This is a genomic window from Amycolatopsis sp. NPDC104587 (genome assembly GCF_055583645.1).
Map to the genome: position 1 here is coordinate 301663 of NZ_JBVJNO010000004.1, position 23021 is coordinate 324683.

General features: G+C 70.8%; 21 protein-coding genes and 1 tRNA gene. 4 read left to right on the forward strand and 18 right to left on the reverse strand.

Translation table 11 applies throughout. From position 1 onward, the window contains the following. Nucleotides 1-121: 121 nt before the first annotated feature. From ACZ61C_RS13305 to ACZ61C_RS13355, 11 genes are all read right to left on the reverse strand, one after another. Nucleotides 122-1750: a solute symporter family protein gene (locus ACZ61C_RS13305; RefSeq protein ID WP_465306212.1), complete on the reverse strand. Its 1629-nt coding sequence runs from the start codon at nt 1748-1750 to the stop codon at nt 122-124. Beyond that, entirely contained in the window at nt 1747-2097 is a 351-nt protein-coding gene (locus ACZ61C_RS13310) for a DUF485 domain-containing protein (protein ID WP_465306214.1), read from the reverse strand. Before ACZ61C_RS13310 ends, ACZ61C_RS13305 begins: the two co-directional genes overlap by 4 nt. Before the next feature lie 116 nt (nt 2098-2213). After that, a complete protein-coding gene (locus ACZ61C_RS13315) occupies nt 2214-4004 on the reverse strand; it encodes a sodium/solute symporter (RefSeq protein ID WP_465306216.1) in 1791 nt (596 codons plus the stop codon). A gap of 30 nt (nt 4005-4034) precedes the next feature. Further along, a complete protein-coding gene (locus ACZ61C_RS13320; RefSeq protein WP_465306218.1) occupies nt 4035-4559 on the reverse strand; it encodes a hypothetical protein in 525 nt (174 codons plus the stop codon). Between the two features lie 13 nt (nt 4560-4572). After that, nucleotides 4573-5409, reverse strand: coding sequence for a LytR/AlgR family response regulator transcription factor (locus ACZ61C_RS13325; RefSeq protein ID WP_465306221.1), 837 nt, complete (start codon nt 5407-5409; stop codon nt 4573-4575). Nucleotides 5410-5493: 84 nt separating this feature from the next. Continuing rightward, nucleotides 5494-6888 carry a carbohydrate-binding protein gene (locus ACZ61C_RS13330; protein WP_465306223.1) on the reverse strand — a complete coding sequence of 465 codons (1395 nt, stop codon included), beginning with the start codon at nt 6886-6888 and terminating at the stop codon, nt 5494-5496. A gap of 116 nt (nt 6889-7004) precedes the next feature. Continuing rightward, nucleotides 7005-8117: a TetR/AcrR family transcriptional regulator gene (locus tag ACZ61C_RS13335; RefSeq protein WP_465306225.1), complete on the reverse strand. Its 1113-nt coding sequence runs from the start codon at nt 8115-8117 to the stop codon at nt 7005-7007. A gap of 1 nt (nt 8118) precedes the next feature. Then, complete coding sequence (locus ACZ61C_RS13340; RefSeq protein WP_465306227.1) at nt 8119-9657, reverse strand: acyl-CoA synthetase; 1539 nt, start codon at nt 9655-9657, stop codon at nt 8119-8121. Nucleotides 9658-10006: 349 nt separating this feature from the next. Then, nucleotides 10007-10468 carry a hypothetical protein gene (locus tag ACZ61C_RS13345; protein WP_465306229.1) on the reverse strand — a complete coding sequence of 154 codons (462 nt, stop codon included), beginning with the start codon at nt 10466-10468 and terminating at the stop codon, nt 10007-10009. A gap of 68 nt (nt 10469-10536) precedes the next feature. Continuing rightward, entirely contained in the window at nt 10537-11382 is an 846-nt protein-coding gene (locus ACZ61C_RS13350; RefSeq protein WP_465306231.1) for a S49 family peptidase, read from the reverse strand. A 19-nt stretch (nt 11383-11401) separates the two neighbouring features. Further along, complete coding sequence (locus tag ACZ61C_RS13355; RefSeq protein WP_465306233.1) at nt 11402-12718, reverse strand: sensor histidine kinase; 1317 nt, start codon at nt 12716-12718, stop codon at nt 11402-11404. Nucleotides 12719-12891: 173 nt separating this feature from the next. Between ACZ61C_RS13355 and ACZ61C_RS13360 the strand changes: the two genes are divergently transcribed. Then, the gene (locus ACZ61C_RS13360; protein ID WP_465306235.1) at nt 12892-13938 is read left to right on the forward strand and encodes a serine hydrolase domain-containing protein; all 1047 of its coding nucleotides are present in this window, start codon (nt 12892-12894) and stop codon (nt 13936-13938) included. Here ACZ61C_RS13360 and ACZ61C_RS13365 read toward each other — a convergent pair whose 3' ends face one another. From ACZ61C_RS13365 to ACZ61C_RS13375, 3 genes are all read right to left on the reverse strand, one after another. Beyond that, nucleotides 13939-14799: an Fpg/Nei family DNA glycosylase gene (locus ACZ61C_RS13365; protein ID WP_465306237.1), complete on the reverse strand. Its 861-nt coding sequence runs from the start codon at nt 14797-14799 to the stop codon at nt 13939-13941. A 39-nt stretch (nt 14800-14838) separates the two neighbouring features. After that, on the reverse strand, nt 14839-15279 hold the full coding sequence (locus ACZ61C_RS13370; protein WP_465306239.1) for a DUF983 domain-containing protein: 441 nt from the start codon (nt 15277-15279) through the stop codon (nt 14839-14841). 113 nt (nt 15280-15392) lie between these two features. After that, complete coding sequence (locus ACZ61C_RS13375; protein ID WP_465306241.1) at nt 15393-16925, reverse strand: sigma-70 family RNA polymerase sigma factor; 1533 nt, start codon at nt 16923-16925, stop codon at nt 15393-15395. 187 nt (nt 16926-17112) lie between these two features. Here ACZ61C_RS13375 and ACZ61C_RS13380 point away from each other — a divergent pair. Beyond that, a tRNA-Gly gene (locus ACZ61C_RS13380) sits at nt 17113-17185 on the forward strand. Between the two features lie 245 nt (nt 17186-17430). After that, the gene (locus ACZ61C_RS13385) at nt 17431-18900 is read left to right on the forward strand and encodes a phosphocholine-specific phospholipase C (RefSeq protein ID WP_465306243.1); all 1470 of its coding nucleotides are present in this window, start codon (nt 17431-17433) and stop codon (nt 18898-18900) included. 42 nt (nt 18901-18942) lie between these two features. On the opposite strand, the gene ACZ61C_RS13390 is transcribed toward ACZ61C_RS13385, so the two are convergent. From ACZ61C_RS13390 to ACZ61C_RS13400, 3 genes are all read right to left on the reverse strand, one after another. Further along, entirely contained in the window at nt 18943-19236 is a 294-nt protein-coding gene (locus ACZ61C_RS13390) for a YiaA/YiaB family inner membrane protein (protein ID WP_465306245.1), read from the reverse strand. A 286-nt stretch (nt 19237-19522) separates the two neighbouring features. Beyond that, the gene (locus ACZ61C_RS13395; protein WP_465306247.1) at nt 19523-19924 is read right to left on the reverse strand and encodes an immunity 7 family protein; all 402 of its coding nucleotides are present in this window, start codon (nt 19922-19924) and stop codon (nt 19523-19525) included. A gap of 33 nt (nt 19925-19957) precedes the next feature. Next, on the reverse strand, nt 19958-20497 hold the full coding sequence (locus tag ACZ61C_RS13400; RefSeq protein ID WP_465306249.1) for a DUF2716 domain-containing protein: 540 nt from the start codon (nt 20495-20497) through the stop codon (nt 19958-19960). Nucleotides 20498-20631: 134 nt separating this feature from the next. Between ACZ61C_RS13400 and ACZ61C_RS13405 the strand changes: the two genes are divergently transcribed. After that, nucleotides 20632-21309, forward strand: a complete 678-nt coding sequence (locus ACZ61C_RS13405; protein ID WP_465306251.1) for an alpha/beta fold hydrolase — start codon at nt 20632-20634, stop codon at nt 21307-21309. Here ACZ61C_RS13405 and ACZ61C_RS13410 read toward each other — a convergent pair. After that, nucleotides 21294-22853, reverse strand: a complete 1560-nt coding sequence (locus tag ACZ61C_RS13410; RefSeq protein ID WP_465306253.1) for a serine/threonine-protein kinase — start codon at nt 22851-22853, stop codon at nt 21294-21296. The genes ACZ61C_RS13405 and ACZ61C_RS13410 overlap by 16 nt on opposite strands. Nucleotides 22854-23021 lie beyond the last annotated feature (168 nt).

Here is a 23021-nt window from a genome sequence, read left to right on the forward strand (position 1 = left end):
GAGGGCGCATGCGGAGGAGGGAAAAAGGGGGACCCTTTCGGATTAGGGGGCCCCGCCGGTTGGGGGGGGGGACCGCGGGGGCGGTGGTTCCCCCCCGCCCCCCCCCCCCCCCCCGGCCGGGTCAGTGCGTGACGGCCTTCTCGGCGCCCGCTCCGGTCAGGGCGCGGACCTCCATCTCCGCGTACTTCTTCGGGTTCCGCTCCTTCGACAGGACCGTGCCGAGCCAGCCGAGCAGGAACGCCGCCGGGATCGAGACCAGGCCCGGGTTGTCCAGCGGGAACCAGTGGAAGTCGACACCCTGGATCATCGACGCGCTCTTGCCCGTCTTCGCGTCGATCGGCTTGCCCGAGACTGCCGGCGAGAAGACGATCAGCACGATCGTGACGACCAGGCCGCCGTAGATCGACCAGAGCGCGCCCTGGGTGTTGAACCGCTTCCAGAACAGCGAATACAGGATCGTCGGCAGGTTCGCCGACGCCGCGACCGCGAACGCCAACGCGACCAGGAACGCCACGTTCTGGCTCTTCGCCAGGATGCCGCCCGCGATGGCCACCGCGCCGATCACCAGCGCCGTGACGCGGGCGACGCGAACCTCGCCGCCGGTCGAGACCTGGCCCTTCTTGATCACGTTGGCGTAGACGTCGTGCGCGAACGACGCCGACGCCGTGATCGTCAGGCCCGCCACCACCGCGAGGATCGTCGCGAACGCGACCGCCGAGATGAACCCGAGCAGCACCGGGCCGCCGAGCTCGAGCGCCAGCAGCGGGGCCGCCGAGTTCGTCGTGCCCGGCGCCTTCGCGATCTTGTCCGGCCCGACGATCGCGCCCGCGCCGTAGCCGAGCACCAGCGTGAACAGGTAGAACACGCCGATCAGGACGATGGCCCAGACCACCGAGCGGCGCGCGTCCTTCGCCGTCGGCACGGTGTAGAAGCGCATCAGGACGTGCGGCAGGCCGGCCGTGCCGAGGACCAGCGCGACGCCCAGCGACAGGAAGTCGAGCTTCGTCGTGCCGGTCTTGCCGTACTGCTTGCCCGGGTCGAGCAGCGCCGCGCCGCCCTTGCCGCCCTTGTCGACGGCGGCCTGGAACAGGTCGGACAAGTTGAAGCCGTACTTCCCCAGCACCCACAGCGTCATCGCGAACGCGCCGACGATCAGCAGCGCCGCCTTGATGATCTGCACCCAGGTGGTGCCCTTCATGCCGCCGATCAGCACGTACAGGATCATGATCACGCCGACCACGGCGATCACGACGTCCTGCCCCACCTCGCCTTCGATGCCCAGCAGCAGGTTGACCAGGCCACCGGCGCCTGCCATCTGCGCCAGCAGGTAGAAGAACGAAACGGCGAGCGTCGAAACGGCGGCGGCCGCGCGCACCGGGCGCTGTTTCATCCGGAACGCCAGCACGTCGCCCATCGTGAACTTGCCGGTGTTGCGCAGCAGCTCCGCGACCAGCAGCAGCGCGACGAGCCACGCGACCAGGAACCCGATCGAATAGAGGAACCCGTCGTAACCGTTGATCGCGATGGCGCCCGCGATACCGAGGAACGACGCCGCCGAGAGGTAGTCACCGGAAATCGCGATGCCGTTCTGGGGACCGGTGAACGCACGCCCGGCGGCGTAGTAGTCCGACGCCGTCTTCGTGTTGCGGCTGGCCCGGAACACGATCACCAGCGTGATCGCGACGAAGACCAGGAAGATGATGATGTTCAGGGTGGAGTTGCTGCCCTCCACCCCCGCGGCGAGGCTCATTTGCCGGGCTCCCCTTCGATCCGGGCACGGATCTCGTCGGCCACCGGGTCGAGCTTCCGGTTGGCGTAGCGCACGTACAGCCAGGTGATGACGAACGTCGAGACGAACTGCAGCAGCCCGAAGACCAGGCCGACGGTGATGTTCCCGAACAGCTTCGTGCTCATGAAGCCGTGCGCGTAGTCGGCGAGCAGGACGTACAGCAGGTACCAGAGCAGGAACAGCGCGGTCATCGGGAACACGAACGACCGCAACCGACGCCGGAGGTCCGCGAATTCGGGACTCCCCTGGACCCTCTCCCAGTCGGTTTGCGGCTCCGCGCCACCGACGTCTTGTTCGGTGCTGCTCACGGCGGATCTCCACCTTCCCGTTGTTCGTGCTGGTAGAAACCAACGGAACTTATGGGTCGAAGGTGTAATTCGTAATCCCTCGATCGGGTATCACTTTCTTACAGACTGTCAGCGCATTACTTGCGGTGCCGACCCCGGCCGGCGATTCGCGTCTTTTCTTCTGCTTGTCCGAATCGGGCGACCGCCCTGTCCCGCATGAACCCGAGCGGATCGGGCGCGTGCAGCCGCAGCATGATGTCGTGCACGTGCTCCGGCCGGCCGTAGCCGGTCACCCGGCTGACCAAGTACGTCGTCACGAACGCGGCCGGCACGGTGATCAGCGCCGGCTGGGTGACGAACCACGGCGCCCAGCCGCCGGTGTAGCCGCTCACGACGTTGACCACCAGCGCCGCCAGCACCAGCGCGCCGCCGACGAACATCCCCGCCAGCGCCCCCGGCCAGGACAGCTTGCGCCACCAGATGCCCAGCACCAGCAACGGGCTGAACGTCGACGCCGCGAGCGCGAACGTCAGCCCGATCGACAGCGAGATGTCCTCCGGCCGCAGCGCGACCGCGAGCCCGATCGGGAACAGCGCGACCAGCCCGGTCGCCACGCGGAAGTCGCGCACCCGGCCGGGCAGCAGGTCGGTCGACACGACCCCGGCGACGCTCACCAGCAGCCCGGACGTGCTCGACAGGAACGCGGCGAACGCGCCCGCGGCGGTCACCGCGCCGAGCAGCTGCCCGCCGATCCCCGGCAGGATCGCCGAGGGCAGCCGCAGGATCGCCGCGTCCGTCTTGCCGGTGACGAGCAGCTCCGGGACGTACATCCGGGACAGCGCGCCCAGCAGCGTCGGGAAGAGGTAGAACAACCCGAGCAGCAGCAGGACGTGCACGGTGGTGCGGCGCGCGGCCTTGCCGTCGGGGTTGGTGTAGAAGCGGACCAGCACGTGCGGCAGGCCCATCGTGCCGAGGAACGTCGCGAACATCAGCGAGTACGTCTGGAGCAGGTCGGTGAGGCTGCCCGACCCCGGGTGCAGCCAGCTTTCGTTGTTCGCGATCGCGTCGCTGACCACCGGCACCGGCGTCCCCGCCAGGAACTTCAGCTTCGTGCCTTCGGAAACCGTGTGCGGCGCCAGCGGGGTCCAGTGCGTCGGCCCGGCCGCCGGACCGTTGTCCGTGCGGCCGTAGGCGTACAGGAAGGTGTCCGAAGTGACGTGCAGCGTGACGTCGGTTTGGACGTCCACAGTGGTGTCGGTGACGAACACGGGCGGCGCGGCCACACCGAGCGGGCGGAAACCGTCCGGGCCGCCGCCGGTGAAGAAGACCATGCACAGCGCGAAAGCGGGCACCGAGATCGCGAACAGCTTGAGCCAGTACTGGAACGCCTGGACGACGGTGATCGCGCGCATGCCGCCGGCGATCACGTTGAACGCCACCACGACCATCACCGCGATCGCGCCCGCCCACACCGGCACCGGCAGGATCGTCGCCAGGGTCAGGCCGGCGCCCTGCAGCTGCGGGACCATGTAGAGGATCCCGATGAACACGACGAACGCCGTCGAGAACCGGCGCAGGCCGATCGAGCCGAGGCGCATCTCCAGGAAGTCCGGCAGCGTGTACGCGCCGGAGCGGCGCAGCGGCGCGGCGACGAAGAGCATCAGCGCGAGGTAACCCGCGGTGAAGCCGATCGGGAACCACAGCGCGTCGGCGCCGTCCTTGAGTACGATGCCGGCGATACCGAGGAACGACGCCGCGGACAGGTACTCACCGGAGATCGCGGCCGCGTTGCGCCGGGACCGGACCGTGCGCCGCGCGACCAGGAAGTCGTGGGTGCTCGTGGCCGAACGCGAGGAGCGGTGACCGAGGTAGAAGGTCACCACGGCGACCAGCACGATGCCGGTCAACGCCCACGGGTTCAGCTGCACGGGAGGAATCCTCGCACGAGTCGTGCGGAGCTAGTTTTCGATCATGTCCACGAACGCGCGTTCGTTGCGCTCGGCCAGCCGGTTGTACCAGATGCCGACGCCGAACAGGAACGGGAACGGCAGCACGCCGAGGATCAGCCACGCCACCGGGATGCCGGCCAGGCTCAGCCCGGAGAACCCGGGCACCAGGTAGAACAGCACCGGCAGCGAGCCGAACACGACGACGACGAGCAGCGACAACAGCAACGCCGTCCGCAGCTGCACCTTCACCAGGTGGTCGCGCACCAGCAGTTTTCCCCAGCTGGTCTGCTCTTCCAGCTCGACGCGAGCGCGCAGGGTGCCGGCGCCGCGCCGCGGGTCGTTGAGGATCACCCGTTCCCGCTTGGGCCGGGCGTGGTGCTCCGGTTTCGGCGCTTCTTCGTCCGGCGCCGGCGGGAGCGACTCGACGACGGCCCGGTCGGTCGGCTGCGGCAGTCGTTCGCGGGCGCGCCGGCCGAGCGTGGGATCCGGTTCGCGCACGCCGTTCGCGCGGCGCTCGTAGAAGTCGTCGGTCATGACCGGGCCCGGCTCAGCCGTTCCGGCCCGAACCGACCAGCCGGTCCTTCAGCGCGCGGGTGTGCCGCCGGCTCACCGGCAGCACCTTCTCCTCGTTGCCGATCACGACCTGGTAGCCGCCTTGGCCCATCCGCAGCTCGGTGATCAGCGGCAGCGCGACCAGGAACGACCGGTGGATCCGGACGAACCCGGCCTTCTCCCAGCGTTCCTCGAGCTGGGCCAGCGGGATCCGGACCAGGTGGCTGCCTTCGGTGGTGAACAGCCGCGCGTAGTCACCCTGCGCCTCGACCCAGCGAACCGACGAGCGCGGGATGAGCTTGGTGGTGCCGGCCAGCTCGACCGGGATGACCTCGTCGTCGTTCTTCACGCCCGGCTCGCCGCCCAGCGCGCCGGGCGGGGGCGCCGCGGCGGAGGCCAGCTTGTCGATCACGCGCGTGATCGCGCGGTCGAGGCGGTCCTGCTGGTACGGCTTGAGGACGTAGTCGAGCGCGCCGAGGTCGAAGGCGTTGACCGCCTCTTCCGCGTGCCCGGTGACGAACACCAGGGCGGGCGACGGGCGCAGCGCGGCGAAGACGCGGGACATCTCCATGCCGGACAGGCCGGGCATGTCGATGTCGGCGAAGACGGCGTCGACGATCGGCAGGCCGCGGTCCTTGCGCTCGCGCAGCCTCGGGTCGTCGGTCGAGAGGATGCGCAGCGCTTCCGACGCGTCGATCGCCGGGAACACCTTCGCCACGTGCGGGCTGTGTGTCAGGCAGTGGACGAGTTCGTCAAGCCCTTTCGGCTCGTCGTCCACAGCCAGGACCACGAGCTTCCGGGTGTCATCGTGAGCACTCACAGTGAAACGCATCCTGCCCATTGCCGAGTGCAATGTCCAGCCCCCGTCCGCCTGAAGTGGGGAGACCCGCGGCCAGGGGGCCGCGGGTCCCTCGTCTCAATGCACGAAGGTGAACCAGTTGAGGTTCACGAAGTCGGCGGGCTGGCCGCTTGTGAAGGTCAGGTACACATTGTGCACGCCGGTGACACCGCTGATGTTCGCGGGCACGGTCCGCCAGCTCTGCCAGCCACCGGTGTTCCCGACGGCGAAACTGCCGATCGGGGCGTTGGACAGGCTGTCGAGCCGCACTTCGACCAGCCCGCTGACACCGCCGGCCGCGCCGGACGCCACGCGCGCCTGGAAGTTTGTCGCGGCGGAGCTCCCGAAGTCGACACCCGGGTAGAGCGCCCAGTCGCCGTTGCCCGCCGGCCCGATGCTCTGGCCGCCGCCGGTGTCGCTGGTCGTCTGCTTGGCCAGGCCGTTCTGCTGCGAGTACGACTCGGCCTGGATCGTGCTGTACGCGCTGCCTCCGCTCCCGGGCGGCGGAGTGGTGGTCGTGGTCGGCGGTGTGGTGGTGCCGCCGCCGGAGCCGCGCGTGGACACCGTGACGTAGTCGACGACCATCGGGCGGCCCGGCACGATCCCCGGCCCCGGCGTGGTCGTGCCGGAGTTGTTGTTGGGGAACGCGCCGCCGATCGCGACGTTCAGCAGCACGAAGTAACCCTGGTGGCTGGTCATGTTCGCCCACGTGGTCGCGTCGACCTGGTTCTGGCTCACCGAGTGGAACTGCTGCCCGTCGACGAACCAGCGGAACACCTGCGGGCTGACGCTCGCGTCCCATTCGAAGCGGTAGGTGTGGAAGGCCGACTGGCAGCTGCTGCCGGGGCAGGCGCGGTTGGCCACGATGCCGGTGGTCTCGTTGCACGGGCCGCCCGGGTTGACGCCGCAGTGCAGGACGCCCCAGACGGAGTTGATCCCGTTGACGTTCTCCATGATGTCGAACTCGCCGACGGCGGGCCAGTTCCACCAGTTGCCGCGGTAGGGGCCGCCGAGGGCCCAGAACGCAGGCCAGTAGCCGAGCGCGGCGGCGCCGGTGACGTTCGGCATCTGGATCCGGCTTTCGATCCGCATGACCCCGCCCGCCGGCGGCTTGAAGTCGGTGCGCTGGGTTTCGACGCGCGCCGACGTCCAGTTGCCCGCGCCGTCGCGCAACGGCGTGATGCGGAGGTTGCCGGCGCCGTCCTGGGAGAGGTTCGACGTGCTCGCCGTGTAGTTCTGGATCTCGCCGGTGCCCCAGTTGCCGGGGCCGCCGGGGTAGGCGTGGCCGGTGTCGATGATCCAGTTCGAGCCGGACGGCAGGCTGCCCGCGCCGCCGGTGAAGTCGTCGGCGAAGACCGTGGTCCAGCCCGAGTCGGGCGGCGGGATGGACGCGGCGGCGGGCAGGGTCAGCGGAACCGCGATGAGCGCGGCGCCGAGCACCGCGCCGATGGCGAATCTTCGGGAGTGGGGCATCGGGTACGACCTCCTCGTCGTCCGGATTTGTTGCCGATCGCAACAAAGCCCGTGACAAGGGGACCTCCCGACCGGGGAAGATCGCCAGACCCGTTACCAGGGAAGAGTGATCCGGGTCACAAAGCCTGCCCGGAACTACCCGAACCGGACAGACCGAGCAGGGCCGACCCGATGGCGAGCAGCGCGTCTTCGATGCCCGGCAGCGTACGCAGGTGCGGGGTCCGGGCGACGTCGTTGACCACCGTGAGGACGGCCTGGACCCGAACCCGCGCCGGGCCCGCGTCGAGGTCCGGGAGCCGTTCGACCCACGCTTCGACGTACTCGCGCTGGGTGCGACGAAGGGCGTGCCGCTCGGGTTCCGGCAGCAGCCCGACCTCGGTGATCAGCAGGTCGACCACGTGCCGATGGGCCAGCGAATACCTCGTGTACGACCGCAGCAGCCCGGGCAGCGACGCCGTCCGCAGGCCCTCGCCGAGCGCGTCGGCCCCGGCGCGCAGGGCCGTCATCAGCAGTTCGGACTTGCTCTCGAAGTGGTGGTAGACGCTCGGCCCCGCGATCCCGGCGGCCGCGCCCACCTCCTCGATGCCGACGCTGTGGAAACCGCGCTCGGCGAACAGCCGGGTCGCGGTCGCCAGCAGCAGCTCTCGCCGGTTCGCGGGCTCGGCGACCGGTTCCGCGGTGCGCTCACCCAGGTCCGGGAGGGCGACCGAGGCGACCGTTGCCGCCAGCGACGTCATCAGCTCGTCGTAGGCCGGACGCGGCAGCCCGACCCGCTGGAACGAGACGCTGACCAGCACCGCGAGCACCGACCAGGCCAGCAAGCCGGCCTGGTCGGCGGTCAGCTCCGGGCGCCGGTCCCGGAGCCGGCCGGCGAGCTGCCGCGCCAGCTGCCGCAGCGGTTCGCCGACGCGGTGGCGTTCGGCCGGGTCGAGGTGCCGGGACTCGCGCTGCCACAGGACCCCGGCGTCGCGCCGGTCGAGCACCCCGGTCGCCAGCTCGGCGAGGTCGCCGACGTCGAGCGCGCGCAAGGCGTCTTCGACGACCTCGGCGAGCAGCTCCTGCTTGCCGCGGAAGTGCCGGTACAGCGCGGACGGCCCGATCGCGACGGCCTCGGCGATGTCGCCCATCAGGACGTGCGGGTACCCGCGGCGGACGAACATCTCCGCGGCCGCGGCGACGATCAACGCGCGGCGGTTGCGCGGCCGGGTGCCGCGGGCGGGTGCGGACAACTCAGTGGACCCCGCGGTCGCCGCCGGTCCAGTGCCGCTTCCGCAGCTCGCGCTTGAGGATCTTGCCCGCGCCGGACATCGGGAGCGCGTCGGTGAACTCGAAGGTGCGGGGCACCTTGTACCCGGCGATCGCTTCGCGGCAGAAGTCGCGCAGCTCGTCTTCGGTCGCTTCACGGTCTTCAAGCAGCACGACCACAGCGTGCACCCGCTCGCCCCAGTGCTCGTCCGGCACCCCGATCACCGCGCACGCGGCCACGGCCGGATGCTTCGCCAGGGCGTTCTCCACCTCGGCCGAGTACACGTTCTCGCCGCCGGACACGATCATGTCCTTGATCCGGTCGACGACGAAGACGTACCCGCGCTCGTCCATGTACCCGCCGTCGCCGGTGTGCATCCAGCCGCCGCGCAACGCCGTCGCCGTCTCCTCCGGCCGGTTCCAGTAGCCGAGCATGACGTGGTCACCTCGGCAGACGATCTCGCCGACGGTCCCCCGCGGCACCTCGACGTCGTCCGGATCGACGATCCGGACCTCGGCGTGCGGCGCCGCGCGGCCGGCGGCCCGGCGCAGCGCGGGGTCGTCGTGGTCTTCCGACGAGAGCAGCGTCGCGACCGGCGAGAGCTCGGTCATGCCGTACGCCTGGACGAAACCCGCGCCGGGGAACACCTTCCGCGCGCGTTCCAGCACGGCCTCCGAGATCGGCGAGGCGCCGTAGACGACGTGGTTCATCGACGTCAGGTCGTGCTGCGGGACGTCCGGGTGGTCGACGAGCAGCTGGATCATGGTCGGCACCAGCAGCGTGTCGGTCGGCCGCCGGGTGCTGATCGCCTCGAGCACGCCGGCCGGGGTGAACATCGGGACGATCACGTGCGTCGAGCCGACGAGCTGCCCGGCCGCCCACGCGGCGCCATCGGCCAGGTGGAACATCGGCGCGGCGTGCAGCAGCTTGCCGCGCGCGGTGAGGAAGCGGCCGGTCGCGAGGCTGCCCAGCGCCGACGTCAGCAGGTTGCGGTGGCTGAGCATGACGCCTTTCGGCGTGCCCGTGGTGCCGCCGGTGTAGTAGACGCCGAGCAGGTCGTCCCCACCGCGGCGCGCGTCCTCGACCGGGTCGGCACCGGCGACGAGGTCCTCGTACCCGAGCATGCCGTCCGGCGTCGGGGCTTCGCCGATGTGGATGACCGTGGTCAGGCCGTCTCCCAGCTTCGGGACCATCGGGACGAAGGCGTCGTCGACGAGCAGCACGCGCGTGCCGGACTCGGTGAGTGAGTAGGCGATCTCCGCCGGGCTCCAGCGGATGTTGATCGGGTTGAGCACGGCGTTCGCCCACGGCGTCGCGAGGAGGTACTCGTGGTAGCGGTCGGAGTTGAGGGCGAGGATCCCGACGCGGTCACCGGCGCCGACGCCGAGCTCCTTGAGCGCCCCGGCGAACCGCGCGACGCGCCCGGCGACCTCGCCGACGGTCCGGACGCGGTCGCCGTACTCGGTCATCGGGCGGTCGGGCCCCTGCTGCACGGCCTGGTGGAGGGTCTGCGTGAGGTGCATCCACCGCTCCCTTGCCTAGCGCTGATTCACATAGCCTAGCGCCGATTCACTTAGGAGAACAGACCTCGACGACGCCGGAGCGGATCGGCGCGCTACTCGGTTGCTTTCGGGTGTCCGGTGCTCGCCAAGACCACCCAGACGATCCGGCGGCCAGGGTCGGGGCAGTACCAGATCCGGCCGCCCCCAGTCACCTCGTACTGCCACTGCTCAAGCACCTGGCCACCGATCTCGCGCGTCGCGAAGGCAGGGCTTCCCAGCCCTTCGCCGCCTCGGAGGTCGCGAAGCGGGCCTCCCAGCCACCAGGCCGGGCCGGCGGCGCAACGCGGTCACCGCGCTTTGCGGGCATCGCTCAGCCGTCCGCGGGGCCCGGAACGGGACCGAAGTCCTCGTCGATCGGACCGCTGAGCTTTCCAGCCAGCACGGGATCGGCGTAAATGGCAGCGGTGCTGCGCCACTCGGTGATCGTCTGCGCGAGGACCGACCATTGCCCCAGTTCAGCGGAAGCCTGGAAAGCGCGCGCGAAGTCGTGCACGAACTGCGCCTGCTCCGCTTCGGGCAGGACGTCGACCCACGGGAACTCGTCGAGAAGCGCCATCGCGGCCACGTCCCGCGGCAGGTGAGCCAGCACGTTGCGCAGCGCACGCGCAGCCGCAACCGATCCCTCCGAAGCCGAGTGCGCGCGATCTTCCCTGGTCAGCAGCAGGGCCGCACCATCACGGCGGCGAACCCTGACGTCACCCACGTCGGCGAGCGCAGCGACGCTCTTGGGATCACGCTGCAGCTCGCTCCACTGCACCTCTGTGGTGGCCATGGCTCAATTCTGAACTTTTTCAGAAGTCTTCGCAAGGCTTCTGCTCGGTTTGATCGGCTGGAACTCGCTCAGAGGCCGAAGCGGGACCAGGCCGCCTTGTGCGTCACCGCGTCCAGCAGGGCCGATGCCGCCGCCGGGGCGCCGACGCCCAGACGGGCCAGCAGGGGGCGCTTCGGCTCGGCGACCGAGATCTCCGCGTCCGGGTAGCGCTGGGTGATGATCTGCCGGAGGCTGCCGAGGCCGTCGATCAGGCCCAGCTCCTCGGCCTTCGCGCCGAGCCAGACGTCGCCGGTGAAGAGGTCTTCGGTGGCGGTCAGGCGGTCGCCGCGGCGGTCCTTCACCCAGCTCACGAACAGGTCGTGGAGCTGGGTGTGCATCTTCTTCAGCCACTCGACGTCTTCGGGCTTCTCCGGCGAGAACGGGTCGAGGCGCGACTTGTTCGCGCCCGCCGTGTGGAGGCGGCGCTCGATGCCGAAGCGCTCCAGCAGCCCCGTGAAGCCGAAGCCGCCGCTGATAACGCCGATCGAGCCGACCATCGACGTGCGGTGGGCGAAGATCTCGTCCGCCGCGCAGGCCAGCCAGTACCCGCCGGACGCGGCGACGTCCTCGCAGAACGCCAGGACCGGCACCTTCTTCTCGTCGGCCAGCTGCCGGATCCGCTCGGCGACCAGGCCGGACTGCGTCGGGGCGCCGCCCGGCGAGTTGATCAGCAGCGCGACCGCCTTGAGCCGGTCGTGGGCGAACGCCCTGGTCAGCGCCGACTCCACCGTGGCCAGGTTGATCGCGCCCCTGGCCAGCGGGGACGGCGACGGCGTGATCACGCCGTGCAGCTTCACCACGGCGACGACGTCCTTGCGCTCGACCCGGTCGGCGAGCACCGGGATCCGCGAAGCCAGCTTGTCCGTAACGCTCATAACTCCAGGCTAGCCGGATTCAGCCCATGGGGAGGATGCCGGACCGGGTGCCGTTGACGCCGTTGACCTCGGCGCCGTTGAGCTGGGCCGGGCCGCCCTGCGACGGGACCTCGGCCTCGGTGTCCGAGCTGTAGTCCGGCATGTTCGGGCGGACGCCGGGGACGAACTTCGGCACCCGGAGCGTCACCTTCATGCCGGCGCCGGGCGCGGTCTCGACCATCACCGCGTAGTCGCCGCCGAACACCTGCTGCATGCGCTGGTTGATGTTGCCGAGCCCGACGTGCGCGCCGGTGCGGTGGGCGCTCTTGAGCTCGTTGAGCCGCCGCGGGTCCATGCCGATGCCGTCGTCCTCGACGCTGATCAGCGCCTCGGTGCCGTAGTCCTGCGCGATCACCGTGACGCAGCCGCCGCTGGGCTTGCTGGCCAGGCCGTGCTTGACCGCGTTCTCCACCAGCGGCTGGATGATCAGGAACGGCACGACCACACTGAGCACCTCGGGCGCGATCTTCATCCGTACCTCGAGCCGGCCGCCGAAGCGGGCGTTCTCGATGGTCAGGTAGCGGTCGATGTTGCGCAGCTCCTCGGCGAGCGAGGTGAACATGCCCGACGTCCGGAACGAGTAGCGCGTGAAGTCCGCGAAGTCCTGAAGCAGCTCTCGCGCCTCTTCGGGGTCCGTGCGGATCAGCGCGGAGATCGTGTTCAGCGCGTTGTAGACGAAGTGCGGCGAGATCTGCGCGCGCAGCGCCTTGATCTCGGCCTGCTGCAGCTGCTGCTTCGACTCGTCGAGCCGCGACAGCTCGAACTGGGTGCAGACGAACTGCGCGACCGCGTCGGCCATCTGCACCAGGCGCCCGCGGGTGCGGCCGACGACGATCAGCGCCGCCTCGGTCTCGCCCTCCACCAGCAGCGGCACGATCACCGCCGTCTTCATCCGGCAGGTGCCGCGGTGGTTGCAGGGCATCCGGTCGTGCGCGACGACCTCACGCCGGTGCTTGCGGATCGAGGCGCCGATCGCGTCGACGAGGTCGACGTAGTGCTCGTTCGCCTCGCCGTCCCACGACAGGAGCGTGCCCTCGCTGTCGGTGATGCCGACCGCGACGCAGTCGAGCATCTGCAGCAGCTGCGTGGTGATCTTGTCGGCGGCGTCCTCGTCCAGGCCGGAGCGGAGGTTCGGCGCCGCCTTCGACATCCGGTGGACGGCCTGGAGCATGGCGTCCTCCACCACGCTGGCCGGCTTGCGCAGTTTGACCAGCAGCACGATCACCACGATGCCGAGCAGGACCGCGACCCCCCAGGGGACGACCTGCGCAAGCGGAAACCCGGACACGGCGTCCATGCTCTGCGCTCGATCAACCGGGTGCAAGGCCTGATCCCACTTTCTGTTCAAACGTGACGACCGAGGGTGGGGACGACCCTACTAAGCGTCGGGTGGCTGTCCGCATGGTCACCGTGCGCAACGCGCGGAAGGCTTGTGCTGTTCCACGGGCTCGGGGGAAAGGGGCAGGAAGAGTGCGGTTTCGGGGGTTCGCGGCCGGGGTGCTCGCGGTGCTGGTGACGACGGCAGGGGCGGCCGGCCCAGCACGTGCGGCCGAACGGGGGAATCCGGTGCGTGACGCCGTGACCACGCTCGTGTCCGAGGGGGGATACCCGGCCGCCGTCGCGTACCACCGCGACGGCGACCGGGTCGCGCACTACGCGGCAGGGGTCGCGGACACGCGGACCGGGGAGCCCGCGGCGGCCGGGCAGCGGTGGCGGATCGCCAGCAACACGAAGGCGTTCACGGCGGTGGTCGTGCTGCAGCTGGCCGGGGAGGGCCGGCTGGACCTCGACGCGCCCGTCGGGCTGCCGGGCGTGCCGCCGGTGACGCCGCGGCAGCTGCTCGGCCACACGAGCGGGATCCACGACCCGGCCGACAGCACGCTGTTCGCGCCCTACTTCGCCGGTGACCGCGGGTACGTCTACACCCCCGGCGAGGTCATCCGGCTCGCCCTGCGGACGCCGCCGTCGCCGCCCGGGAAGCACGAGTACTCGAACACCGGCTACCTCGTGCTGGGGCAGCTGGTCGAACGGGTCACCGGCCACGACGTCCGCGCCGAGATCGCCGCGCGGATCCTGCGGCCGCTCGGGCTCGCGCACACGTCGTTCCCGCTGACCTCGCCCTACCTGACCGGCCCGCACCTGCACGGTTACGACCTCGACGGCGTCGACTGGACGACCCTGAGCCCGTCCTACGACTGGACGGCGGGCGCGATGGTGTCGACCGTCGACGACCTGGCCGCGTTCCACCGGGCGCTCTTCGCCGGCCGGCTGCTGCGACCAGCCGAGCAGGCCGAACTCGTCGGCCAGGAGCTGGGCGTCGAGAAGCTGACGCTGCCCTGCGGCCGGACGGTCTGGGGGAACACCGGCGCGGGCCCGGGTTACCTGAGCGTCTCGATGACCGACGGGCGGCTCCAGCTCACCCTGGTCGCCACCGCCTTCGACATCCGGGCCGAGGCCGAGGGCCGCGTGCCGGTGCCGTCGACGACCGAGCAGCCGCTGGTGGCGGTCTTCTGCTGACTACTTCAGCAACCGCGACATCCGGCGGTCGGCCAGCGGCTTGCCGCCCGTCTGGCAGGTCGGGCAGTACTGGAACGACTTGTCGGCGAAGGAGATCTCGCGGATCGTGTCGCCGCAGACCGGGCACGGCAGGCCGGTGCGGGCGTGCACCCGCAGGCCCGAGCGCTTCTCCCCCTTCAGCCGCGCGGCCTTCTGGCCCACCGATCGCTCGACGGCGTCGGACTCGATCTCGTGGATCGCCTCGGCGAGGGTTTCCAGCGCGCCGTCGTCGAGCTTGCCGATCGTGGCGTACGGCGAGAGCTTCGCGCGGTGCATGATCTCGTCGGAGTAGGCGTTGCCGATGCCGGCGATCAGGGACTGGTCGGTGAGCGCCCACTTCAGCCGCGTGTTCTTCCCGGCGAACAGCTCCCGCAGCTGTGCGGCGTCGACGGCCAGCGCGTCCGGGCCGAGGCGGGCGACGCTCGAGATCTCCTGCGGGTCCTTGACGATCCACACCGCGAGGCCCTTCTTCGTGCCCGCTTCGGTGAGGTCGAAGCCGGGCCCGGTGGCGGACTCGAGGTGGACGCGCAGCGAGATCGGGCCCTTGCCCGGCTTGAGCGGCGCCGGGGCCAGGCCGTCGGACCAGCGCAGCCAGCCCGCGCGGGCCAGGTGGACGACCAGGTGCAGGTCACCGGCGACGACGTCGAGGTGCTTGCCGTGCCGGGTCGCGCCGGTGATCTCGCGGCCGTGCAGGTCGGTCCACGGCGGGGTCGCCGTCTTCAGCACGCTCAGCGATGCGACATCGATGCGGAAGATCGTCTGGCCGACGGCGTTCTCACGCAGGTGGTGGGCCAGCGCTTCGACCTCGGGTAGCTCGGGCATGTCCCCAGTTTCACCCCTTCGGCCGAATTCCGGTACCGGTTACTCGACCGGGTGCAGGGGCCCGTCGAAGTCGGGCAGCGAGTGGCGCTGGATGGTCTTCGAGATCTTCTTGACCTCACCCTGCACGGTGAACATGCCGCGGATGGTGCCGACCCAGCGCTCGGACGGCCGGTCGCCGGTCACGTCACCCTCGGTCTCCGCGACCACCGTCCACGGCCGGCGCAGGATCCACCGCAACGGGAAGAACAGCATCACCAGCAACAGCGCCAGCAACACCCACGCCGGGACGTTGACCTGGTCCGGCGTCCACACCACGAGGATCACGGCCAGCAGCGCGGTGACCACGATCATCGCGATGCCGGGGCCGTAGCTGCCGGCGACGTCGTGCTCGAAGTCGTCGGCCGTGGCCGGGGCACGCCATTCCATCTGGGCACGGACCACCCAGTCGCGGCCGTCTTCGCCGCGCACCAGCCGGTTCATTCAGTAGCCTCCCGGGCCGCCCGCAGGGTGAGCAGCACAACGGTACCGTGCGCGGGCTCACCCGCGCGAGGGCGGAACCGGACATCCCACCCGGCGAAGTTGATCACCGCTGATCAGGAACCCGAATCGTCGGACTCGGCGGAATCGGACGATTCGCTCGAACCGGTGACGGCCGACGTGCTGCTCGGGCACGGTTTCCCCGACGTCGGCGTGACCGAGGTCGACGGCTCCGTGGTCACGTCGTCGTCCTTCGGCGTGGGTGTGCTGGTCAGGGTCGGCGTCCACTCCGGGCGGTCGCCCGGCGAGAGCTCCGGCGCGTCCGCGCTCTCCGGCGCGGGCGTGTCACCGGATTCGGTGATCGTCATGTCCGGGGTGGGCGTTTCGGAGTCCAGCCGCGGCGACGTCGAAGAATGGCCGGGCGTGCTGAACGTCGAGGAAGTGATGTCGTCGCGCGGGGTCAGCGCGTCGCCGCCGGTGCTGTTCGGCTCCCCGGCCGGGACGTCGCCGCCGGGCACCCCCGGCACCTCGTTCGCCCCGAGCTGACGCTGCCCGCCGCGCTGGCGGACCGGCAGGGCCCCGGTCCCGCGGCCGTTGAGCACGCCGATGCCGATCTGCGGGTCCGGCTGCGACTGGGGCGGCGGCTGGTGGTGCGTCTCGCTCGGCGGCACCACCACGAGCTCCGGAGCGCCACCGGTCAGCCCGACGTCCTGCACGGGCGCGGAGCCGAACAGCACCGGACCGGCCGCGACGCCGACGGCGCCCACGGCGGCGGTCGACGCCAGCGCCAGCCCGATCTTGACCTTGGAGCCGACGAGGACACCCTTGAGCGCCGCGCCCAGCCCGGTCAGCACGCCGCTGCCGCCCGCCGCGGCCGGCACCAGCAGCACCAGCACCCCGGCGTGCGCGCGCAGCGACGAACAGACGTCACGCAGCTCGTCCTGGGTCGCCCGGCACGACGAGCAGCCGTGCAGGTGCGCCTTGATGCGCTCGGCCTCGGCCCCGGTGACGCTGCCCGCGGTGAACCCGCCGAGCTTCTCGACAACGGCACGGCACGAGTCCGGCCCGCGGCTCACCGAGAGGTGGGCCTGCAGGTAGGCCGCGCGCAGCCCCTGGCGGGCGCGGCGGGCCAGCGCCGCGGTGGCGTTCGCGCTCAGCCCGAAGTGCGGGGCGACCATCGCGGGCTGCTCACCCTCGACCTCGGTCTGCCACAGCACGGACCGCCAGCGCTCGGGCAGGCTCGTGAACGCCGTGGTGATCAGCGTGTGCTCGGCCGTGCGGGCGTGCGTGTCGGCGCCTGCGCCGGCGCGGAAGGTCAGCTCGTCGTCGGACACCGGGACGTCCCGGCGGGCGCCGTGCCACTCCCAGGAGACCCGGCGGGCGACGGTGAGGAGGTACGCGCGGACGTAGTCCCGGGGGCCGGAGCCACGGCGAAGAGCCTGGAGCACGCGGAAGAACGTCTCCGCGGTGATGTCCTCGGCCTCGGACCGGTCGGAAGCCAGGCTCTGCGCCAGTCTCCGGACGGCGGCGGCGTGCAACTCGAACAGCTCCCCGAACGCGGCGTCCTCACCGTTTCGAAGTCGTTGCAGCAGTGCCTGCTCGTCGGATTCCGAGGCCGCTGGTGGCGGCACCGTGCCCAGCTCGGTCATCCGGCCCGGCACCTCCTCCCCGAAGGTCTCCCCGTTCGGTCGAATGGGGACACCATACGGAGGGAATCAGCCGTCGTCACCCCTTGTACGCCAGCTGTGACACCGAAGCACCGGGTCAGGGCACCGGGGGACCCGCTCATCGGAGCGGATTCCGGAGGGTATAGAGTGCTCTCATCAGCAAGGCAGTGCGGATGTAGCGCAGCTGGTAGCGCATCACCTTGCCAAGGTGAGGGTCGCGGGTTCGAATCCCGTCATCCGCTCGAGTGCGAGAGGGCCATGTCGGCAGAAAGCGCCGACATGGCCCTCTCGCCATTTCACCCGGGGGCCGAGCCCCCGGACCCCCACGGTGCCTGAGCCTCGGGTCGGGAGTGACCGCGGTCACAGGGGGCGCCGTTACCTTCTGGCGGGGTTTGTCGGGGTTCGGGAACTGTTTTCATCTGGTGTTCCGGCGTCGTTCGGCCGAAGCCACCTTTTCGGGTGATGCTCGGGCGTGATCGTGCTTCGCATGACCGAACTGACTCGTCGCCGTCTTCTCGGATCTGCCGCCGGGGTCGCCGCCACCGCGGCCGCGGCCACCCTCATGCCGCCGAACGTCCAGCGCGCGCTCGCCCAGGGCGCCCCCAAGCACGGCTCGCTGAAGGACATCGAGCACGTCGTGCTGCTGATGCAGGAGAACCGCTCGTTCGACCACTACTTCGGCACGCTGTCCGGGGTCCGCGGGTTCTCCGACCCGCACGCGGCGCGGCTGCCGAACGGCAAGCCGGTGTTCTACCAGCCGGACGCCGAGAACCCGGCCGGGTACGCGCTGCCGTTCCACCTGGACACGCACGCCACCAACGCGCAGAAGATCCCCTCGACGTCGCACGCGTGGTCGGTCCAGCACGAGGCCTGGAACGGCGGCAAGATGGACAGCTGGCTGCCGGCGCACCGCAAGGCCGACGGCAAGAACGGCCCGTACGTGATGGGGTACCACACGCGCGCCGACCTGCCGTTCCAGTTCGCGCTCGCCGAGGCGTTCACCATCTGCGACGCCTACCACTGCTCGGTCTTCGGCCCGACCTGGCCGAACCGGATGATGTGGATGACCGGCACGGTCGACCCGGACGGCGAGAACGGCGGCCCGATCCTCGACAACAAGGCGCCCGCCGGCGGCTACACCTGGACGACGTACGCCGAGCGGCTGCAGACGGCCGGCGTCAGCTGGAAGGTGTACGAGCAGAGCGACACCTACGGCTGCAACATGCTGGAGAACTTCGCGAACTTCAAGAACGCGCCCGCGGACTCGCCGCTCGCGGTCAACGGCCTCACCCACCGGCCCGAGGGCCAGTTCGAGTACGACGCGCGCAACGACAAGCTGCCGACGGTCTCCTGGATCATCTGCACCTCTACGGCGTCGGAGCACCCGCAGTACACACCGGCCGAGGGCGCCGCGTTCGTCGCGTCGAAGATCGACGCGATCGCCGCCAACCCCGAGGTCTGGGCCAAGACGGTGTTCATCCTCAACTACGACGAGAACGACGGCCTGTTCGACCACGTCGTCCCGCCGACCCCGCCGGCCGGCACGCCGCACGAGTTCGTCACGAAGACGTCCCCGGGTGGCACCCCGGGCAACGGCCTCCCGGTCGGCGCGGGCTACCGCGTCCCGGCGATCGTCGTGTCCCCGTGGACCGCGGGCGGCTGGGTGTGCAGCGAGAACTTCGACCACACCTCGACGCTGCAGTTCCTCGAGAAGGTGACGGGCGTGGCCGAGCCGAACATCTCCGACTGGCGCCGCCGCACCTTCGGCGACCTGACGTCGGCGTTCCGCTTCGGCGACCACAAGGCGCAGCCGCCGGTCCTGCCGGACACGTCGGGCCCGCTGACGCTCTCGCGCTTCGAGCAGGCCAACCTGCCGGCGCCGACGTTCCCGGGCACCGACCAGAAGCCGCCGCGCCAGGAGCCGGGCGGCCGCCCGCGGGTGCCGCGCCACCCGTGACGGATCGCGGCCACCCCCTTTTCACGGGGGTGGCCGCTTTTCTTACACCGCGGAGGTTTTGAAGGGATCGTGCTCGGCGAGGAGCTTGTCGAGCCGGGCCTGGTCGACGCGGGAGACCACCGAGGTCTCGTCCTGTCTGTCCCGGACGCACTTGGCCAGGGTGAAGGTCGAGGTGACGAGGTAGAGCATGCCGAGGGCGAGGAAGCCCCGCATCCACCCGTCGACCGGCAGGTACGTGATCGCTCCGACGACCGCGGCCAGCGCCAGGCCGAAGGAGAGGGCCGCCTGGATGTAGAAGGCCGTCGTGGTGGGGGACGTGGTTCCGGATTTGGTCATGTGACCACGGTCTCGCCGAGCGCGGCGGGTGTCTTGAGCAGAACTACTCAGCGCCGGTTGCGATGGAGCTACATCTCCGGCGCGGCGGCCCTGCGGCCCAACCCCCGCGCGTAGGCAGCCCCCGCCCTCTCTGGGGCCGGCCCCGCTTCCAGCGTATCGGCGGGGCCGACGAGAAGCCGGGATGAGCCGGAATCCGGCTTGGTTGTCCACATTCGCGGGAGGCTGTGGACAGCCAACGCGGCGGGAGCGCGGTGTCTTGACCAGAACTACTCAGGGACAGCGCCGGTCAGAGCTCGTAGACGTCCAGGACCGTCGGGGCCACCGGGGTCAGGTGAGGGTCTTCGCGCTCCGTCACCTGGCCGCGGGCCATGCGGTAGACGCGGAAGTCGTTGTCGTGCTCGGTGTCCTGGTCGTCCCACGTGTACAGGAGCCCGTACGAGCCCGGGGCCAGCTCGCCGACCCTCGTGAAGAGGTCCAGGAGCTCCGGGCCGAGGCGGCCGCCGTGTTTGTCGAAGCCGCCGAAGTGGAGCATCGGCATGCCCGCGCTCCAGCGGAGGTCGACCAGGTCGAAGTCACCCGCGTCGCGGATCGCGCGGTGGACGCGGTCGACCAGGCGCTCCAGGAGCGCCGCGTCGTCGTCGCCGCTGGTCGTGGCCTGGATGGTCGCCCACCCGTGATACTCGAACACCCGCAGAACGGTAGCAAGAGATCAACGCCGGGCTCAGCGGGCCAGCGCGGACGGCTTCCCGTCGCGGCGCAGGACGTTGTTCAGCACACCCTCGCCGTGCCGCTCGAACGCCGGCACCAGCTTCTCGCCGAACACGCACAGCGTGCGCTCCCACGGGTGGCCGAGCGTGCCGAACGAGAAGTCCGAGGCCAGGAACAGGTGGTAGTCCGCGCGCGGGAACACCGGCACCGGCCAGCGGGCGCCGTCGGTCATCCGGTGCGGGCGGACGCGGTAGGACTGGTGCTGCCAGTGCAGCGCCCACAGCCAGTCGTCCGGGCCGCAGACCTCGCGGAACGCGGCCGCCGCGATGGCCGAGACCTGGTGCTCGTCGACGGCGTACGGGCCGAGGCGGAACTCGGCCGACGCGCGGTCCAGGTCGCCGGGCGAGAGGTCCCAGGTCCGCGACGGCGCCGGCTCGCGGAAGCCCGGCCAGGCGTGGGCGTAGGTGCTCGGCCAGAACGCCAGCTTGTCGTACACCCAGTACCAGGCGGGCTCGTCGGCGACGCGGGAGACGGCTTCCCAGGCAGCATTCACTTTTTCGACCTCGAGGTTGGCCAGGCACGGAAGAACACGCGAAAGCTTCGTGTTCGGCCTCCGGTTTGTCCAGTCCTCGTCCGCTCCGCGCGAACTGTGTCACTCGACCGGGTGGGTTCTGCCAAGTTGTCACCATGAGGATCGTCTTTGTACACGGAGCGTTCGTCCGGGACGGCGCGTGGTGGTGGCAGCCGACCGCCTCCGTGCTGAGCGCGCAAGGTCTTCGCAGCTCAGCGGCGGTGTTGCCGAGCTGCGAAGGCAATCCGAAGGGTGACCTCCACGACGACGCGGCGGCCGTCCGCGCGCTGCTCGACGCCTCCGACGAGCCCGCGGTGCTCGTGGGGCACTCGTACGGCGGAATGGTGATCTCCGAAGCCGGCGGCCACCCCGCGGTCCGCCGGCTCGTGTACGTGACGTCGTTCCTGCCGGACGCCGGCCAGGCGCTCGCCGGCTTCGGCACCGGCGAGCCGGCGCCCTGGCACGTCAGCCACGGCGACGGCACCGCGAGCGTCCGGGAGGAGCTGGTGCGGCCGCTGTTCGCCCAGGACTTCGACGACGCCACCTACGCGGGCGCCGCGGCCCGGCTCACCCCGCAGAACGAGGTCGTCTTCGGCCAGCCGACGACCACCGCGGCGTGGCGGGACGTCCCGTCGACCTACGTCGTCTGCGCCGACGACCGCGCCACCCCGCCGGAGACGCAGCGGCAGCAGGCGAAACGCGCGACCGACGTCGTCGAGCTGGCCGTGGCGCACCACCCGTTCGTCACCCGCCCGGAGCTGGTGGCCGACATCGTGCTTCAGACGACGACGTAGCCCATCAGGAACTCCTTGGTCTTGCCCTCGCAGCCGGCGTCGAGCGAGTCGAAGTGGCTCGCGCCCGCGTTGCAGCGGTAGATCGCCCGCGCGCTCGCCCAGGACGGCGGGTTCGCGTAGAGGTGACCGAGCAGGCCGAGCGGCTGCTGGCCTTCGCACTTGCCGCTCTGGTCGGTCGAGCTGAACCAGTCCTTCTGGTCCTTCACCTTGCAGGCGAACAGCTTCCGCGTGCCGGGCTCGGCCGTCGCGACGAGCGAGCCGAACACGCCTTCCTTCGTGAAGCCGGCCGGCGGGCCGACCTTCTTCGTGCCGCTGAAGTGGCCGCCGTCGGGCTGGTGGTAGCGGGTCAGCGGCACCTCGGCGGGGTGCGGCTTGTCCCCCGCGCTCGACGGCGGCGGGGCCGCGGCCGAGCTCGCGCCGGGCAGCGCGGACGCGCTCGTGGCCGGCGGCGCCGAGGACTTCTTGGGGCTGGACTTCGGATGCGCCGGCGTCGCGGACGTCGTCGGGGTGGGTCCGGCCGAACCGCCGGGCGCGCTCGCGGCCGCCGGGGTCGTGCCGTCCGGCTTCAGCAGGAAGATCGCGCCGAGCGCGGCGACCACGGCGACCGCGACCCCGGTCAGCACCAGCGGAAGCCGCTTCTTGCGCGGCCGGTCCCAGTCCACTGTGGTCGGTGACGGCGTCGCGACCTTCGCCGTCACCGGCTCGAAAATGATCGTCGGCAGCGAAGCCGGGTCGACCGCCTGGGTCGGCGCGTCGGTGATCGCGCTGCGGGCGGTGGAAAGCAGCCCCCGCAGGCCGGCCGCGCCCAGCCGGTCCGAAGTGGACTGCGTGAGCAGCCCGCGCACGGCGTCGGCGAGCGGGCCGCGGCAGTGCTCGAACACCGGCTGGTCGTACATGATCGCGTGCAGCGTCGCGGCCGTGGTGGTGCGCTGGAACGGCGCCCGGCCCTCGGCGGCGTGGAACAGCGTCGCGCCGAGCGACCAGAGGTCCGCCGCGGGCGACGGCCCGGCCCCGGCGAACAATTCGGGCGCCATGTACCCGGGCGAGCCCATGACGCCGCCGGTCTGCGTCAGCGACGGGTCGTCCATCGCCCGCGCGATGCCGAAGTCGGCGAGCTTCACGCGGTCGCCGGGCAGCACTATGATGTTGCTGGGCTTGACGTCCCGGTGCACGATGCCCGCCGCGTGCGCGCTCTCCAGCGCGCCGAGCACCTGCAGGCCGAGCGCGGCGACGCGGTCGTTCGCCAGCGGGCCTTCGCGGCCGACGATGTCGGCGAGGGTCGGCGCGACCACCAGCTCCATCACGATGAAGGTGGCGCCGTGCTCGCTGACGACGTCGTAGACCGTGACGACGCCGGGATCGTTGAGGCGCCCGGCCGTGCGCGCCTCGCGCATGACCCGCTCGAGGTTCGTCCCCGGCGGGGTGGCCAGCTCCTTCAGCGCGACCGGCCGGCCGAGCACCCTGTCCTCGGCGCGCCAGACGACGCCCATGCCGCCCCGGCCCAGCTCGGCCGAGATCGCGTACCGTCCCGCGACCAGTCTCATCGTCGCCCCCCTGAACGCTCGGGGCGATGCTAGTGGTTGCCGTCGGGAGTCCTTCGGGGGTATTCGGCGGATCCAGGTTTCCGCTGGGGGTGCGGCCGCGAGGCCCTCGTACCGGCGTTGTACTCGGGCCTTGCGGCCGTACACCCAGCGGGAAGCTGGGCCGTCGAG

Coding starts and splice junctions, on each gene's coding strand:
- ACZ61C_RS13305 (WP_465306212.1), bottom strand. CDS start 1,750: ATGAGCCTCGCCGCGGGGGTGGAGGGCAGCAACTCCACCCTGAACATC.
- ACZ61C_RS13320 (WP_465306218.1), bottom strand. CDS start 4,559: ATGACCGACGACTTCTACGAGCGCCGCGCGAACGGCGTGCGCGAACCG.
- ACZ61C_RS13325 (WP_465306221.1), bottom strand. CDS start 5,409: ATGCGTTTCACTGTGAGTGCTCACGATGACACCCGGAAGCTCGTGGTC.
- ACZ61C_RS13330 (WP_465306223.1), bottom strand. CDS start 6,888: ATGCCCCACTCCCGAAGATTCGCCATCGGCGCGGTGCTCGGCGCCGCG.
- ACZ61C_RS13340 (WP_465306227.1), bottom strand. CDS start 9,657: ATGCACCTCACGCAGACCCTCCACCAGGCCGTGCAGCAGGGGCCCGAC.
- ACZ61C_RS13345 (WP_465306229.1), bottom strand. CDS start 10,468: ATGGCCACCACAGAGGTGCAGTGGAGCGAGCTGCAGCGTGATCCCAAG.
- ACZ61C_RS13350 (WP_465306231.1), bottom strand. CDS start 11,382: ATGAGCGTTACGGACAAGCTGGCTTCGCGGATCCCGGTGCTCGCCGAC.
- ACZ61C_RS13355 (WP_465306233.1), bottom strand. CDS start 12,718: ATGGACGCCGTGTCCGGGTTTCCGCTTGCGCAGGTCGTCCCCTGGGGG.
- ACZ61C_RS13365 (WP_465306237.1), bottom strand. CDS start 14,799: ATGCCCGAGCTACCCGAGGTCGAAGCGCTGGCCCACCACCTGCGTGAG.
- ACZ61C_RS13370 (WP_465306239.1), bottom strand. CDS start 15,279: ATGAACCGGCTGGTGCGCGGCGAAGACGGCCGCGACTGGGTGGTCCGT.
- ACZ61C_RS13375 (WP_465306241.1), bottom strand. CDS start 16,925: ATGACCGAGCTGGGCACGGTGCCGCCACCAGCGGCCTCGGAATCCGAC.
- ACZ61C_RS13385 (WP_465306243.1), top strand. CDS start 17,431: ATGACCGAACTGACTCGTCGCCGTCTTCTCGGATCTGCCGCCGGGGTC.
- ACZ61C_RS13390 (WP_465306245.1), bottom strand. CDS start 19,236: ATGACCAAATCCGGAACCACGTCCCCCACCACGACGGCCTTCTACATC.
- ACZ61C_RS13405 (WP_465306251.1), top strand. CDS start 20,632: ATGAGGATCGTCTTTGTACACGGAGCGTTCGTCCGGGACGGCGCGTGG.
- ACZ61C_RS13410 (WP_465306253.1), bottom strand. CDS start 22,853: ATGAGACTGGTCGCGGGACGGTACGCGATCTCGGCCGAGCTGGGCCGG.